We start from the raw sequence: 13,995 nt of genomic DNA on the forward strand, positions 1-13,995 counted from the left end.
ACGGACGCCGCCCAGCCTACAAGGACAGGACGGACGACCATGAGCCTCGAAGCCCGCATGCCGAACCCGGCCGCGCTGCTCCCGGACACCGTCAAGGCGGTCAACCTGCTCTACCGGGCCGCGCACTCGGCCGGCGTGCCCGGCGGCACGTTGGAGCTGGTCCACCTGCGGGCCAGCCAGATCAACGGATGCAGCGCTTGCGTCGACTCGGGGGCGCGCGGCGCCCGCAAGAACGGCGAGACTGAGGAGCGGCTGTTCGCGGTGGCGGCGTGGCGGGAGACGCCGTACTTCACCGACGCCGAGCGGGCCGCGCTCGACCTGGCCGAGCACGCCACCCGTCTCGCCGACCGCGGCGACGCGGTGCCGGACGCGGTGTGGACCGAGGCGGCCCGGCACTTCGGGGAGAAGGAACTGGCGGCGTTGGTGCTCTGGATCGCCACCACCAACTTCTTCAACCGGATCAACGCGACCACCCGGCAGCCGGCCCCGCAGAACTGGGGCTGATCCTCGGGGCCGGCGCGGGCCCCCACCCTCGGCCTCCGCGCCGGCCCGGACCGGGTGGGCCCTCGACCGCCGACCCGCCGGGTGATACTTCGGTGCTCGCTGATCATCCCATCGAGGAGCAGCCACGTGGAATCGCCGTCCGCCCCGGTCGAGGACGCCGTCGCGCGCGCCCGTGACCTGGCCCTCGCCCAGGAGTTCCGGCCCGCGGTCGCGCTGCTGCGCGCGCACCTGCGGACCCACCCGGACGACAGCCTCGCGTGGCGTCGACTGGCCGGCGCGCTCATCGGGCTGGACGATTGGGCCGGCGCGATCGACGCGGCCGGTCGCGCGATCGACATCGACCCCGGCGACGTGGCGGCCTGGCGGCATCGGGCGCTGGCCCGGCACCTGCTGGGTCGGCACCGGGCGTCGTATGCCGACGCGCGACGCGCGGTCGAACTCGCCCCGGACGATCCCGAGGCGCTGAGCCTGCTCGCCGCCAATGTGCTCACCGTCGACCGCGACATGGCCCGGTTCCGCGAGCTCTACCGGCGGGCGCTCAGCGTCGACCCGAGCAGCGCGCCGGCCCGGCACAGCGCTCGGCTGGACCGGCGGATCCGCCGCCGTGGCGCGGCGACCCTTCTACTCCTCGCGGCACACCCGCCCTCGTGCCTGCTGTTCCTGCGCTGGATCGCCATCGACGACGGCTCCACCGACACCAGCTGGACGATGTGGCCCACGGTTGCCGGCGTGGCCGTCATGATCGTCGCCGCCGTGGTCGGCCGGACGGCGGGCACCGTGCCACTGGTGCTGACCTGGCGCGGGATCGTCGGGGCCGCGGGTGTGGCAGGGGCCGGTGCCGCCGGGGCGCTCTGGGGCGGTACCCGCACGGCGACCATGGCTGCCGCCTTCGGGCTCGCGGCCGTCGCGATATCGCTGCTCTTCTCGCTCGCGCTCCGACTCCGGCACCGGCGGGCGGGACGCCTGCCGGAGGAGGACGCCACCGGCGGCCCGGCGCGCGAGTCGGCCCGGGTCGCCTGATGGAACTGGAGCCCCCGGCCGGGATCGAACCGGCGACATCTCGCTTACAAGGCGAGTGCTCTGGCCAGCTGAGCTACAGGGGCGCGTGTGACGGGCTCAGCATAGCGAGTGGCCTCCGGAAATCCCGCCTGGCAGGGCTCCCGAGCACGGAAAACGTCAATTTCCCGACCGGCCGCGCCGACGGATCGTCGGTCTGACGCGCTTCGGGCGGGGAGATTGATGCCTCGCCGTGCCCGGCTGACCGAAATGTGTATGCCGTCCGTCCCACCCGCTGTTCCTCGTCTTGGCACGGCCGCGAAAGCCGTTTACGGTGCAGTGACACGGACGACACTCCGGTTGGCCTCGGCTGCCCTGAGCGACGACCCCGTTGGCCGGTGCCTTGGGCGCCGGTCGCTCCTTCACTCGGATCGTCCGGCACGTTCCTGCCGGTGAAAGGAAGCGCTCCATCATGGCTACGGTCACCTACGCGAAGGCGTCCCGGATCTATCCGGGCACCGAGCGCCCCGCCGTCAACCAGCTCGACCTCCAGATCGGTGACGGGGAGTTCCTCGTCCTGGTCGGCCCGTCCGGCTGCGGCAAGTCCACCAGCCTGCGGATGCTCGCCGGCCTGGAGGACGTCGACGACGGCGCGATCTACATCGACGACCGGGACGTCACCCACCTCCCGCCGAAGGCCCGCGACATCGCGATGGTCTTCCAGAACTACGCCCTCTACCCGCACATGACGGTGTACGAGAACATGGCGTTCGCCCTCAAGCTGCGCAAGACCTCGAAGTCGGAGATCGACCGGCGGGTCAAGGAGGCGGCCGGGCTGCTCCAGCTGGAGGAGTTCCTCAGCCGCAAGCCGAAGGCGCTCTCCGGCGGTCAGCGCCAGCGTGTCGCCATGGGCCGCGCGATCGTCCGCGAGCCGCAGGTCTTCCTCATGGACGAGCCGCTGTCGAACCTCGACGCCAAGCTGCGCGTCCAGACCCGTACGCAGATCGCCTCACTCCAGGCGAAGCTCGGCGTCACCACGGTCTACGTCACCCACGACCAGGTCGAGGCCATGACCATGGGTCACCGGGTGGCGGTCATGCTGGACGGCGTGCTCCAGCAGGTGGACACCCCGCGGGCGCTCTACGACACCCCGGCCAACGTCTTCGTCGCCGGCTTCATGGGCTCCCCGGCCATGAACATCAAGACGGTGCCGCTGGCCGAGCAGGGCGCCGCGTTCGCCGAGATGACCGTGCCGCTGACCCGCGAGCAGGTCGCGGCGGCCCGGGCCGAGGGCGGCGACGGCAAGGTGACCGTCGGCTTCCGTCCGGAGGACTGCGACCTGGTGAGCCCGTCCGAGGGCGGCATGCCGGTCGTGGTCGAGCTGGTCGAGGACCTGGGCTCCGACGCCAACATCTACGGCCACGCCGCGCTGGAGGGCCACAACGAGCGGTTCGTGGTTCGCACCGACCGGCGCAGCATGCCGAACATGGGTGACACCGTGTTCGTCAAGCCGCGTGCCGGGCGCAACCACGTCTTCCACGCCACCACCGGCAAGCGGATCTGACGTCAGCGACAGCGAAGGGGCGGTCCGCCGTGGCGGACCGCCCCTTCGTCGTACGTGCGGTCAGGCCTCGACGGACCGACGGCGGGCGACCTCGGCGAGCGTGACCGCGGCGGCGACGCTGGCGTTGAGCGACTCCACGTCCGAGACCATCGGGATGCTGACGGTGAGGTCGCAGGTCTCGCCGACCAGGCGGGACAGCCCGCGTCCCTCCGAGCCGACCACCACGACCAGCGGGCCGACCGCGGCCTCCAGGTCGTACAGGTCGGTCTGCCCGTCGGCGTCGAGGCCGACCACGACGAAGCCGGCGTCCTTGCACGCCTTGAGCGACCGGGTCAGGTTGGTGACCTGGGCGACCGGCACGCGCGCGGCCGCGCCGGCGCTGGTCCGCCAGGCGGTCGCGGTGATCCCGGCGGCACGCCGCTCGGGTACGAACACACCCTGCGCGCCGAACGCGGCGGCCGACCGGATGACGGCGCCGAGGTTACGCGGGTCGGTGACCCCGTCCAGCGCGACGAGCAGCGGGGCGGCCTGCTCCAGCGCGGCGGCGACCAGGTCGTCGAAGGGCTCGTAGGCGAACGGCGGCACCTGGAGGCCGACGCCCTGGTGCAGCACGCCGCCGGTCATCCGGTCCAGCTCGGCGCGGCTGACCTCCAGGATCGCGATGCCCCGGTCGGCGGCGGTGCGGACGATCTCCTTGACCCGGTCGTCCACGTCGATGCCCTGCGCGGTGTAGAGCGCGGTGGCCGGCACCTGGGTGCGCAGCGACTCCAGCACCGGGTTCCGCCCGACCAGCAGCTCGGGGCTGTCCTTCGCCGGGTTGGCCTTGCGCCCCGGCGCCACCCGGGGGCCGCCACGGCCGCCGGGCTTGCCCTTGCCGCCCTTCAGCGGCACGCCGGCCCGGGTGCCCTTGCCCCAGGTGGTGTCCTTGGTGCCCGGGTTGCCAATCTTGGGCGCGCGCCCTTCCTCGGCGGCGGCGCGGCGCTCCTTGTCCTGCTTCCAGGCGGTGCGCTGGGGCAGCTTCTCGGTGCCCGAGTACGCCTTGTGCCACGGCCGCTCGTCCGCCGGCAGGGTGCGGCCCCGCCCGGCGAGGGAGTCCTTGTTCTTGCCACCGGTGCCCTTGGGGGCGCCCGACTTCGACGTCAGTCGCCGGCCACGGCGCTGCGAGTTGCCGGCCATCAGTCCTGCTCTCCAATAGTCCAACGCGGGCCCTGGGGGGTGTCCTCGACGACCACGCCGGCCTGCTTGAGCTGGTCGCGGACCGCGTCGGCGGCGGTCCAGTCCTTGCGGCTGCGGGCCTGGGCGCGCTGCTCCAGGGCGAGCGCGATCAGCGAGTCCACCACACCGCGCAGGTCGTCCGTGCGCCCACCGCCGGTCCACGCCGGGTCCAGGGGGTCGACGCCGAGGATATCCAGCATCGCCCGCACGGCGGCGAGCGTCGTGCGGACGGTCACATCGTCGCCGGCGGTCAACGCCGTGTTGCCGTCCCGGACCACCTCGTGCAGCACCGCCAGCGCCGCCGAGGTGTTCAGGTCGTCGTCCATCGCCGCCGCGAAACCGGCCGGCAGGTCGCCGGGCCGGGCGGCGCCGACCCGTTCGACCGCCCGCTGCACGAAGCCCTCGACCCTCCGGTACGCGACCGCGGCCTCGCGCAGCGCGTCCTCCGAGTAGTCGATGCGGGAGCGGTAGTGCGCGGCGACGTAGTAGTAGCGCAGCTCCACCGGGCGGACCCCGAGCGAGGCCACGTAGTCGAGGTCGAGCGTGTTGCCCAACGACTTGCCCATCTTGGTGCCGCCGATGCCGAGCAGGCCGTGGTGCACCCAGTAGCGGGCGAACGGCAGGTCGGCGGCCTGGGACTGGGCGATCTCGTTCTCGTGGTGCGGGAACGTCAGGTCGAGCCCGCCGCCGTGGATGTCGAACTCGGCGCCCAGGTAGCGCCAGCACATGGCCGAGCACTCGATGTGCCAGCCGGGTCGGCCGCGACCCCACGGCGACGGCCAGTAGGCGTCGGCCGGCTCGTCCGGCTTGGCGCCCTTCCAGAGCGCGAAGTCACGCGGATCCCGTTTGCCCCGGTCGGGGGCGTCCCCGGCGGACTGCATGTCGGCCGGCGACTGGCCGGACAGCGACCCGTAGGCCGGCCAGGAGGCCACGTCGAAGTAGACGTCGCCGGAGCCGTCAGTGGCCGGGTAGGCGTGCCCGGTCTCGATCAACCGGGCGATCAGCTCCTGCATCTCCGGCACGTGACCGGTGGCCCGCGGCTCGTAGGTCGGCGGGAGCACGTTCAGTGCCCGGTAGGACGCGGAGAGGAGCTGCTCGTTCGTGTAGGCGATCGACCAGAACGGTCGCCCCTGCTCCATCGCCTTGGCCAGGACCTTGTCGTCGATGTCGGTGAGGTTGCGGATGAACGTGACCTCGAAGCCCTTGCTCAGCAGCCAGCGGCGCAGCACGTCGTAGTTGACGCCGGAGCGAAGGTGACCGATGTGCGGCGGGGCCTGGAGCGTGAGACCACACAGGTAGACCCCCACCTTGCCGGCTTCCCGCGGGACGAAGTCCCGCACCGATCGGGTGGCGGTGTCATACAGGCGTAGCGTCACCTCACAAGCGTAGCCGTCCGCACATTTCCCGGTTGGGCGGAGCCGGGCCGTACGCTGCGTGCGTGGACACGGCGGCACGCCCGGGTGAGACGGCGCAGACCCTGGACCGCGGGCTGCGCCTGCTGCACCTCGTGGCGGACGCCCCGGGCGGGCTGACCGTCACCGAGGCGGCGCAGCGGCTCGGCATCGGGCGCGCGGCGGTCTACCGGTTGGTCGGCGCGCTGACCGGGCACGGCATGCTCCGGCGCGACGGCGAGGGCCGGCTGCGGATCGGCATGGGCGTGCTGCACCTGGCCCGCCGGGCCCAGCCCTTGCTCGCCGAGGGGGCGCTGCCCGCGCTGCGCCGGCTCGCCGAGCGGACCGGGGCGACCGCCCACCTGACCGTCGTCGAGGGTGGCGAGGGGGTGGCGCTGGCCGTGGTCGAGCCGAGCTGGACCGCCTTCCACGTGGCCTATCGCACCGGCTCCCGGCATCCGTTGGAGCGGGGCGCGGCCGGGCGGGCGGTGCTGGCCGGGCGGGCCGGCGAGTCCGGGCCGGTCAGCACCAGCGGCGAGTTGCAGTCCGGCGCGTACGGGGTGGCGGCGCCGGTGCTCGGGGTGCCAGGGCTGGAGGGGAGCGTGGGGGTGGTCTCGCTGACCCCGCTCGACGTGATCGAGGTCGGCGCCCAGGTCACCGCCGCCGCCGAGGCGGTCGCCGCCGCCCTCTCCTGATCCGCCTCACCCGCCGACACGAGGCCTGGCCGGGCGGCCCACGCCAGTCCGCCGACGTGGCGGCATCACCACAGCCCGGACGCCACCACCTCGCCGAACTGCAGACGATCAACGACCGGGGACGCGCCGGCCAGACCACCCGACCCTCCCACCGCAGCACCGCCACCCCGGAAGTGACCCCACCGAAGCCCATCCCCCACCACTACGCCGAAGTTGCTGCATCACCACGCCCGGACGCCACCACCTCCCCGAACCGCAGTCGATCACCCTGCGGCCCGAGCGCGAGGCGTTACCACACCGGCGGCCGGGTGAGGCGGTTGTCCACAGGTCGCGGTGGATGGCTCGGCCGCGGCTGTCCACAGGGGTGTCGAGTGCCGCCCCGACCACGCCAGGCTGGTCGCATGCCACCTCATCCTCATCGACCAGCGGAGTTGGCCTGGCAGGTCTTCCGGGGCTCGGCCGCGATCCGGCGCGGCCTGCTGTCCCGACACCACCTCCGGGGGGCGTCCTGGATCCGGCTCCGGCAGGACGTCTACGCCGACGCGCGGCTCGACCGTGATCACGCGCTGACCTGCCGCGCGGCTCTGCTGCGCATGCCACCCGGCACTCTGGTCGCCGGCCCCTCTGCGGCCTACCTGCACGGTGTCGAGCACGCTGCCGGCTTCACGGACGACGTGCACGTCCTGCTGCCGGCCACGGTCAGGGCCGACTCGCAACCGGGTGTGCGGGTGCACCATGCCCCGATGTCGACCACCCGCTGCGGCCTCCTGGTCCCGGCCGGCACAGCCACAACCCCCGGCACCACCAGGGCCGCCGTCACCGGCGCGGCCGCGGGCACCACGCCGACCAGGCGCACCGGTCCGCCCGCTCGCACGCCCTCGTCGCCTGCGGCGGACCGATCATCGGGCCTGCCCCTGGTCATGACCGAGCCACCGCCCCGCACCGATCCGGTGACCTGTGCCTGGGAGACCGCGGTCTGGGCCGAGCCGGTGAAGGCGGTCGGCATCATCGACGGCCTGCTGCGCACCGGCTCGGTGGGCCGCGCGGAGTTGGCCAGCGAGGCGGCCCGGAACGTCGGTCGCCCCGGAGGCCGACGGGCGGCGTGGGTGTTCGGCCTGACCGACGGGCTGGCTCATTCTCCGCCCGAGTCCCACCTGCGGGTGCGGCTGATGTTCGCCGGCCTGCCCCGTCCGGTGGCCCAGCATCCGGTGCGCGTGTCGACCGGCCTGATCCTGCATCCCGATCTCGCGTGGCCGGAGTTCCGGGTCGCGGTCGAGTACGACGGCCAGTGGCACTCCGACGCCGACCGGATGCACCTGGACCGGCGGCGCCTCAACCAGCTCGTCGAGGCCGGCTGGCTGGTGCTGCACGTGACCGGCCGTCGCCTGCGCAAGGAGTTCCCCGCGCTGGTCCGGGAGATCCGCACTGCCCTGGTGGCCCGGGGCTGGCGGCCGTGACGAGCGCGAGAAAGCCGACGTGGCGGCGCCCGGGAGTACCGGACACCGCCACGACGGTCGAACGGGTGTTACGGGCGAGCGTTGGGCTTCAGCGGGGTCTTCACCGCGGCGTAGGCGTCGACGATGCCGTAGCCGTAGAAGCCGTTGAAGTTCAGCGAGCCCGCGCAGTACGCGTTGAACTCGGCGTCCCGACCCTCGTTGGTGTAGGTCTGCAGCCGCGGCTCCGGGCAGGCGTGCTCGGCCGCCGTCCGGTAGAGGTGCTGCTCGACCAGGTCCGGCGACATGCCGAAGCCGTTGCGGCCCTGCTGCTTGCCGTAGCGGCTGACGATCAGCGCCGCCACGCCCGCGGCGTGCGGGGACGCCATCGAGGTGCCCTGGAGGTAGGTGTAGTAGCCACACTCACCCTTGGCGGTGCACTGCTTGAACACCGAGTTCTCGAAGCCGGCGACGATGTTGCCGTCCTCGTCGACCGAGCCCTCCTCCTGCAGCACCTTCTTCGGGTACGTGGAGAGGATCATGTTGGCGTCGGCGCGGTAGGTGTCGGTGCCGAAGCCGTCGCGGAACCAACCGCCCGGAGCCGCCACCGAGATCTGCTCGGTGCCGTAGTTCGAGAAGTCGGCCTTCTTGCCGGACGGGCCGACGGCCGACACGCCGATCACGTGCGGGCCCTCGGTGGGCAGGTCCCAGCAGCTCGCGTTGTCGATCGGCCGCGGGTACGGGTCGGAGCCGTAGTCCGGGCTGCTCACGTCGGTGCGCGGGTTGCCGAGGTCCTCGTGGTTGTTGCCCAGCGCGCCGACCAGCGTGACGCCCTTGCGGTGCGCGAAGGTGAGCGCCCGCTTCATGGCCTCGATGATGGTCCGCTGCTCGGCCTGCGCCTCCGGCGAGTCGGCCGGGTTGGCGGTGCAGTTGTAGAGCCACGGGTCGACGTAGAAGGACATGTTGACCACGTCCAGGCCGGAACGGCCCGCGTAGACCAGGGCGTTGACCACCGGGTTGAGGAAGAAGTAGCCGCTGTCCTGGCCACCCTTCAGCTCGACCAGGGAGACCTTCGGCGCCACGCCGGAGAGGCCGAAGCCGTTGGCGGCGGCGCCGATGGTGCCGGCCACGTGCGTGCCGTGCCCGCCGTCGTCGGTGCCGACCGGGTCGAGGCAGCTCGCCACCTCGCACGGGCCGTCGACGTCGACGAGGTCCGGCGCGAAGTTGCGCGACAGCGCCCAGTTGAAGTTGGGGGCCAGGTCCGGCTGGCTGGCGTCGACGCCGGTGTCCAGCACGCCGACGGTCACCCGACGGTCACCCGGCTCGATCGTGCGGGCCTTGTCGGCCCGGATCATGTCCAGACCCCAGAGCTTGTCGTCCAAGGGGTCCATCTTCTTGGCCTTGCCCTTGGCGGCCTTGCCCTTGCTCGCGACGGCGGCCAGCAGGTGCTCCTGCTCGACCCGGTCCAGCTTCGGCTTGCTGCCGATCGCCTTCTCCTCGGCCGCACCGAGCAGCGCGCCGGCGGCGGTGGCCCGGCTGGCGAAGTCCGCCCGGTCGCTGGTCACCTGGAAGAGGCCGACGTCGTCGGTACGGGAGACGACCTTGCCACCGGCCGCGGTGATCGCGGCGATGGCGGCGTCGTTGGAGACGCCGCTCTCGGCCAGCACGGTGAAGGTCCGGGTGCTGGACGGCGCGGCGGCCGCCGGAACGCCCAGGCCGGTCACCGTGAGTGCCAGCGAGGCCGCAGCCGCGACCGCGCCGGCGGTGAAGCGCTTGCTCACCACATCAGATCCTCTCGTTGAGGGACGTGGTGTCATCCCACATCACGGGAGCGAGTTCCGCCAGATCCACGTCCGGTATAGACCCCAATCAGGCATTCGCACTTGTCAACGCCGCGATGGCCTCGGGCAATTCGGCCAGCGTGGACACCTCCGCGTCGGGGTCGAGCCCGGGCGGGCGGGGCAGTCCGCCCCGGTTGAGCCAGACCGCGCGCAGCCCGGCCCGCTGGGCGGCGACCACGTCGTGCTCCGGCGAGTCGCCGACGTGGACGATGCGCGCGGCCGGCAGTCCGGCGGCCGCGACCACGGCCGCGAAGAACGCCGGCGCCGGCTTCTTCGGTAGGCCGCCCTCGTGCGCGTACAGCTCGAAGGCGAACTGGCCGGGCAGGCCGCAGCGTTCGGCGCGGCTGTTGCCGTTGGTGGCGAAGCCCAGCAGGTGGTGCGGGCGCAGCGCGGCCAGCGCCGGCAGCGCGTCGGGGAACGGCCTGCTCAGCGCGTACCGGCGGGCGAAGAACAGCGTCGCGAACTCGTCCAGGTGCGCGTCCAGTCCGGCCCGGGCCAGCGACCGGGCCAGCGCGGCCCGTCGGATCTCCTGCACCGGTGCGGCGCTGAGCGCGCCGAAGACCGCACCCCAGTCCCCCTCCAGGTCCGCGAGGGACACGTCGGCCGCCGCCGGGGTCCGCCGCCGCATCTCCTCGAGTACGGCGACCAGCCCGCCGGTGACCGCCGGGCGCAGGTCGATCAGGGTCTCGTCGGCGTCGAAGACGACCGCGGCGCGGGGCGTGCTCATCGCTCGCCGGCCAGTGCCGGCGCGGGCGGAGCGGGTGCCGCCGACTCGGGTCCGGCCCGCAACTCGTCCATCCGGACCAGCGCGACGCCGCCGACGATGAAGACGCCGCCGACCAGTTGGATCCCGCTGGGCAACTCGTTCAGCACCAGCCAGGCGATCAGCACCGCGAACATCACCTCGGTCAGCCCGATGAAGGAAGAGAGCCGCGCACCGAGCAACCGGGCCCCGGCGACGCCGGCCAGGTAGGCGACGACGGCGGCGATCAGCGACAGCCCGACGATCGGCACCAGCCAGCTCATCCGGTGCCCGGCGAAGCTGACGTCCCCGGTGCCGGCGGCCAGCGGCAACGCCCCGACCGCGCCGAGCAGCAGCAGCACCAGCGCCCCGACGGCCATGCCGCCGCTGGCCATCACCACCGACGGCAGTTCGGCGTCGACGCGGCCGGCGATGACGTAGTAACCGGCCAGCCCGACGCCGGCGCCCAAACCCCAGAGCACGCCCACCGGGTCGAGGCCGCCGGCGCCGGTGAGGTCGAGGACGAGCGCCAACCCGCACAGGGCGGTCAGCGAGCCGGCCACGGTCAGCAGCCGTGGGCGTTGCCCGTGGACCAGCCACATCCATCCGACCACCATCACGATGCCGAGGTACTCCAGCATGAGCGCCACCCCGACCGGCAGATACTGGACGGCGTTGTAGAAGCAGGCCTGGGCCAGCGCCACGCCGAGCAGACCGAACAGCACCACCGCGACCCCGTTGCGGCGCAGCACCGGCCATCGGCCGCGCAGCGCGAGCAGGGCGGGCACGCCCAGCACCAGCGCGGCGACACCGACCCGGGCGATCACCACCGCGGCGGCCGACCACTCCCCGTCGAGCAGGGGGCGGGCGAACGTGCCCGAGGTGGCGAACGCGAGCGCGGAGAGCAGGGCCAGACCGAGCCCGGCGCGGGGCCGTTCACGCATGGGCAACTCCTGGTCATGAGTAAAAAAGCGTTATGCTGATGACGCTAGGCGGAACCTCCGACAGGAGTCAAGGTGCTCTTTGCTCATGACACGGAGTGCGCGCTGGTCGCCGCCGCCGCACTGGTGAACACGGCGGGTCCGGGCCGGGACGAGCTGCCCGACGTGGGCGCCCTCGACGACTTCGTCAGCGTCCACGGCTTCAGCGGCCGGCACGAACACACCGACGTCGAGCTGCGCCAGGTCCGCGCCCTGCGGCCCCGGTTGCACCGCGTCTGGCACGCCGACGCCGACGAGGTGGTGGACATCGTCAACGGCCTGCTCCGCGAGTCGCACGCGCTGCCGCAGCTCATCCGGCACGACGACGAGCCCTACCATCTGCACGCCGTGCCGCGGGACGCGCCGCTGGCGACCCGGATGGCCGTCGAGGCCGCGATGGCCCTGGCCGACCTGATCCGCATGGGTGAACTGCGCCGGCTGCGGCACTGCGACCACCCGGACTGCGCCAACGTGCTGGTCGACCTGTCGAAGAACCGGTCCCGCCGGTTCTGCGACGCCGGCTGCGGCAACCGGGCCGCGGTGAGCGCCTACCGCGCCCGCAGGGCGGCGTCCCACTCCTGACGCGCCGCGGGCCACTCCTCGCGGCGCAGCTCGTACTCCACCTCACCGTGCTCCGTACCCGGGATCGGGTCGTCGAACGTCAGGTGGAAGGTGCGCACCCAGCGCAACCCCGCGCGGGCCATCACCGCGCGCGAGCGATCGTTGACCGCCATGGTCTCGGCCCACACCCGCCGCACGCCGACCGTCTCGAACGCGTGCCGCACCAGCGCCCGCGCCCCCTCGGTGGCCAGGCCGTGCCCCCACACGGCGCGGCGCAGCCGGTAGCCCAGCTCCCCCTCGGCGCCGTCGTCGGACGGATCGAGCGCGAGCCAACCCAGGAACTCGCCGGTGAACCGGTCGAGCGCCGCCCAGCGGCCGAGCCCGGGGTGACGGCCGTACTGCCCCAGCAGCCGGGGCAACACCTCGTGCCGGATCGTCCCGGCGGGCGTCGGCTCACCGTTGGTGAGGAACCGCATGACCTCCCGGTCGGCGTCCAGCTCGACCAGCCGGCCCACGTCGTCCATGGTGAACCGGCGCAGCGTCAGCCGCGCGGTCTCCAGCAACACCCCGTCGTCAGGCACGGTCGGATCATCCCGCGCACCCGGTGACGGGGCGAGGCAATTACCGGCGTCGCGGCGTCCCGCTCAGGGGTGGGTCATCCGGAGCAGGTCCAGCGCCTCGTCGAGCTGGGTCTCGGTGAGCGTGCCCGAGTCGACGTGCCCCCGGGAGATCACCACCTCCCGGATGGAGACCTGCTTGGCCAGCGCCTCCTTGGCGATCGAGGCGGCCTCGTCGTAGCCCAGGTGGCGGTTGAGCGGGGTGACGATCGACGGCGACCCCTCCGCGTACGCCAGGCAGACCTCGGCGTCCGCGACCAGGCCGGCCACCAGGCGCTCGGCGAACAACCGGCTCGACGCGGCGATCAGCTTGATCGACTCCAGCAGGTTGCGGCCCATGACCGGGAGCATCACGTTCAACTCGAAGTCGCCCTGCGAGCCCGCGAACGCCACCGCCGCGTCGTTGCCGATGACCTGGGCGCAGACCTGGCGCATCGCCTCGGCCACCACCGGGTTCACCTTGCCCGGCATGATGGACGAGCCGGGCTGGAGGTCGGGGATGCGCAGCTCGCGCAGGCCGGCGCGCGGCCCGGAGCCCATCCAGCGTACGTCGTTGGCGATCTTGTAGAGGCCGACCGCGATGGTGCGGAGCTGGCCCGAGGTCTCCACGAGCGCGTCCCGGGCGCCCTGCGCCTCGAAGTGGTTACGCGCCTCGCTGAGCGGCAGGCCGGTGGAGTCCCGCAGCCGGCCGATCACCTTGCCGGCGAAGCCGAGCGGGGTGTTGATGCCGGTGCCCACAGCGGTGCCGCCCAGCGGCAGCTCGGCCAGCCGGGGCAGCACGGACTCCAGTCGCTCCACGCCGTAGCGGACCTGGGCGGCGTAGCCGCCGAACTCCTGCCCGAGCGTGACCGGCGTGGCATCCATCAGGTGGGTGCGGCCCGCCTTGACCACCGTCTCGAACTCGGCCGCCTTCTCCTCCAGCGCGCCCGCGAGCTGCTTCAGCGAGGGGATCAGGTCCTCCACCACGAACTGCGTGGCGGCCAGGTGGATCGAGGTCGGGAAGACGTCGTTGCTGGACTGCGAGGCGTTCACGTGGTCGTTCGGGTGGACGTCGCGGCCCAGCTCCCGGCCGGCCAGCGTGGCGATGACCTCGTTGGTGTTCATGTTGGACGAGGTGCCGGAGCCGGTCTGGAAGACGTCCACCGGGAACTGGTCGTCGTAGCCGCCGTCGGCAACGTGCGCGGCGGCGGTGGCGATCGCCTCCGCCACGTCCGCGTCGATCACCCCCAGCTCACCGTTGACCTGGGCCGCCGCCCCCTTGATCTGCGCCAGCGCCTTGATCTGGGCCGGTTCGAGCCCGCGTCCGGAGATCGGGAAGTTCTGCACCGCGCGCTGGGTCTGCGCCCGCCACAGCGCCTCGGCGGGCACCTCCACCTCGCCCATCGAGTCGCGTTCGATCCGGTAGCCGGTCGCCTCTGGAGTCGTCACGCATACCATCCTGCCGCGCCGGCCGTCG

At 72.8% G+C, this 13,995-nt stretch carries 13 protein-coding genes and 1 tRNA gene; 6 read left to right on the top strand and 8 right to left on the bottom strand.

The features are described 5' to 3' along the window. Positions 1-39 precede the first annotated feature (39 nt). On the top strand, positions 40-504 hold the full coding sequence (locus ACN27B_RS07315) for a carboxymuconolactone decarboxylase family protein (protein ID WP_216642296.1): 465 nt from the start codon (positions 40-42) through the stop codon (positions 502-504). A gap of 126 nt (positions 505-630) precedes the next feature. After that, positions 631-1,524 carry a tetratricopeptide repeat protein gene (locus ACN27B_RS07320; protein WP_422744052.1) on the top strand — a complete coding sequence of 298 codons (894 nt, stop codon included), beginning with the start codon at positions 631-633 and terminating at the stop codon, positions 1,522-1,524. Positions 1,525-1,530: 6 nt separating this feature from the next. On the opposite strand, the gene ACN27B_RS07325 is transcribed toward ACN27B_RS07320, so the two are convergent. Beyond that, positions 1,531-1,607: transfer RNA gene (locus ACN27B_RS07325), tRNA-Thr, on the bottom strand. 365 nt (positions 1,608-1,972) lie between these two features. On the opposite strand from ACN27B_RS07325, the gene ACN27B_RS07330 reads away from it, so the two are divergent. After that, positions 1,973-3,064, top strand: coding sequence for an ABC transporter ATP-binding protein (locus tag ACN27B_RS07330; RefSeq protein ID WP_099163439.1), 1,092 nt, complete (start codon positions 1,973-1,975; stop codon positions 3,062-3,064). 60 nt (positions 3,065-3,124) lie between these two features. On the opposite strand, the gene rlmB is transcribed toward ACN27B_RS07330, so the two are convergent. Both rlmB and cysS read right to left on the bottom strand, forming a co-directional pair. Beyond that, the gene (rlmB, locus tag ACN27B_RS07335; RefSeq protein WP_091568801.1) at positions 3,125-4,240 is read right to left on the bottom strand and encodes a 23S rRNA (guanosine(2251)-2'-O)-methyltransferase RlmB; all 1,116 of its coding nucleotides are present in this window, start codon (positions 4,238-4,240) and stop codon (positions 3,125-3,127) included. Then, on the bottom strand, positions 4,240-5,655 hold the full coding sequence (cysS, locus tag ACN27B_RS07340; protein ID WP_099163437.1) for a cysteine--tRNA ligase: 1,416 nt from the start codon (positions 5,653-5,655) through the stop codon (positions 4,240-4,242). Before cysS ends, rlmB begins: the two co-directional genes overlap by 1 nt. 62 nt (positions 5,656-5,717) lie before the next feature. Here cysS and ACN27B_RS07345 point away from each other — a divergent pair, with 62 nt between their 5' ends. Next, entirely contained in the window at positions 5,718-6,365 is a 648-nt protein-coding gene (locus tag ACN27B_RS07345; protein WP_099163436.1) for an IclR family transcriptional regulator, read from the top strand. A 401-nt stretch (positions 6,366-6,766) separates the two neighbouring features. Further along, positions 6,767-7,822 (top strand): hypothetical protein, encoded by a 1,056-nt coding sequence (locus tag ACN27B_RS07350; RefSeq protein ID WP_422744055.1) that lies wholly within the window; start codon positions 6,767-6,769, stop codon positions 7,820-7,822. A 68-nt stretch (positions 7,823-7,890) separates the two neighbouring features. Here ACN27B_RS07350 and ACN27B_RS07355 read toward each other — a convergent pair whose 3' ends face one another. The 3 genes from ACN27B_RS07355 to ACN27B_RS07365 form a co-directional block, all read right to left on the bottom strand. Beyond that, positions 7,891-9,579, bottom strand: a complete 1,689-nt coding sequence (locus tag ACN27B_RS07355; RefSeq protein WP_422744057.1) for a S8 family serine peptidase — start codon at positions 9,577-9,579, stop codon at positions 7,891-7,893. An 88-nt stretch (positions 9,580-9,667) separates the two neighbouring features. Beyond that, positions 9,668-10,366 (bottom strand): HAD family hydrolase, encoded by a 699-nt coding sequence (locus ACN27B_RS07360; protein WP_099163434.1) that lies wholly within the window; start codon positions 10,364-10,366, stop codon positions 9,668-9,670. After that, complete coding sequence (locus ACN27B_RS07365) at positions 10,363-11,325, bottom strand: EamA family transporter (protein WP_099163433.1); 963 nt, start codon at positions 11,323-11,325, stop codon at positions 10,363-10,365. The genes ACN27B_RS07360 and ACN27B_RS07365 overlap by 4 nt, the downstream gene beginning before the upstream one ends. A gap of 72 nt (positions 11,326-11,397) precedes the next feature. On the opposite strand from ACN27B_RS07365, the gene ACN27B_RS07370 reads away from it, so the two are divergent. Next, a complete protein-coding gene (locus ACN27B_RS07370; protein ID WP_422744060.1) occupies positions 11,398-11,943 on the top strand; it encodes a CGNR zinc finger domain-containing protein in 546 nt (181 codons plus the stop codon). Here the strand turns inward: ACN27B_RS07370 and ACN27B_RS07375 are convergent. After that, positions 11,910-12,503, bottom strand: a complete 594-nt coding sequence (locus ACN27B_RS07375; RefSeq protein ID WP_099163431.1) for a GNAT family N-acetyltransferase — start codon at positions 12,501-12,503, stop codon at positions 11,910-11,912. The two genes, ACN27B_RS07370 and ACN27B_RS07375, sit on opposite strands and share 34 nt — an antisense overlap. 63 nt (positions 12,504-12,566) lie before the next feature. Further along, entirely contained in the window at positions 12,567-13,976 is a 1,410-nt protein-coding gene (locus ACN27B_RS07380; RefSeq protein ID WP_176558977.1) for a class II fumarate hydratase, read from the bottom strand. Between the last annotated feature and the right edge of the window lie 19 nt (positions 13,977-13,995).

It is taken from the genome of Micromonospora sp. WMMD754, from assembly GCF_049315235.1.
GTDB lineage: Bacteria > Actinomycetota > Actinomycetes > Mycobacteriales > Micromonosporaceae > Micromonospora > Micromonospora sediminicola.

Coding starts and splice junctions, on each gene's coding strand:
- ACN27B_RS07315 (WP_216642296.1), top strand. CDS start 40: ATGAGCCTCGAAGCCCGCATGCCGAACCCGGCCGCGCTGCTCCCGGAC.
- ACN27B_RS07330 (WP_099163439.1), top strand. CDS start 1,973: ATGGCTACGGTCACCTACGCGAAGGCGTCCCGGATCTATCCGGGCACC.
- rlmB (WP_091568801.1), bottom strand. CDS start 4,240: ATGGCCGGCAACTCGCAGCGCCGTGGCCGGCGACTGACGTCGAAGTCG.
- ACN27B_RS07350 (WP_422744055.1), top strand. CDS start 6,767: ATGCCACCTCATCCTCATCGACCAGCGGAGTTGGCCTGGCAGGTCTTC.
- ACN27B_RS07360 (WP_099163434.1), bottom strand. CDS start 10,366: ATGAGCACGCCCCGCGCCGCGGTCGTCTTCGACGCCGACGAGACCCTG.
- ACN27B_RS07365 (WP_099163433.1), bottom strand. CDS start 11,325: ATGCGTGAACGGCCCCGCGCCGGGCTCGGTCTGGCCCTGCTCTCCGCG.
- ACN27B_RS07380 (WP_176558977.1), bottom strand. CDS start 13,976: ATGGTATGCGTGACGACTCCAGAGGCGACCGGCTACCGGATCGAACGC.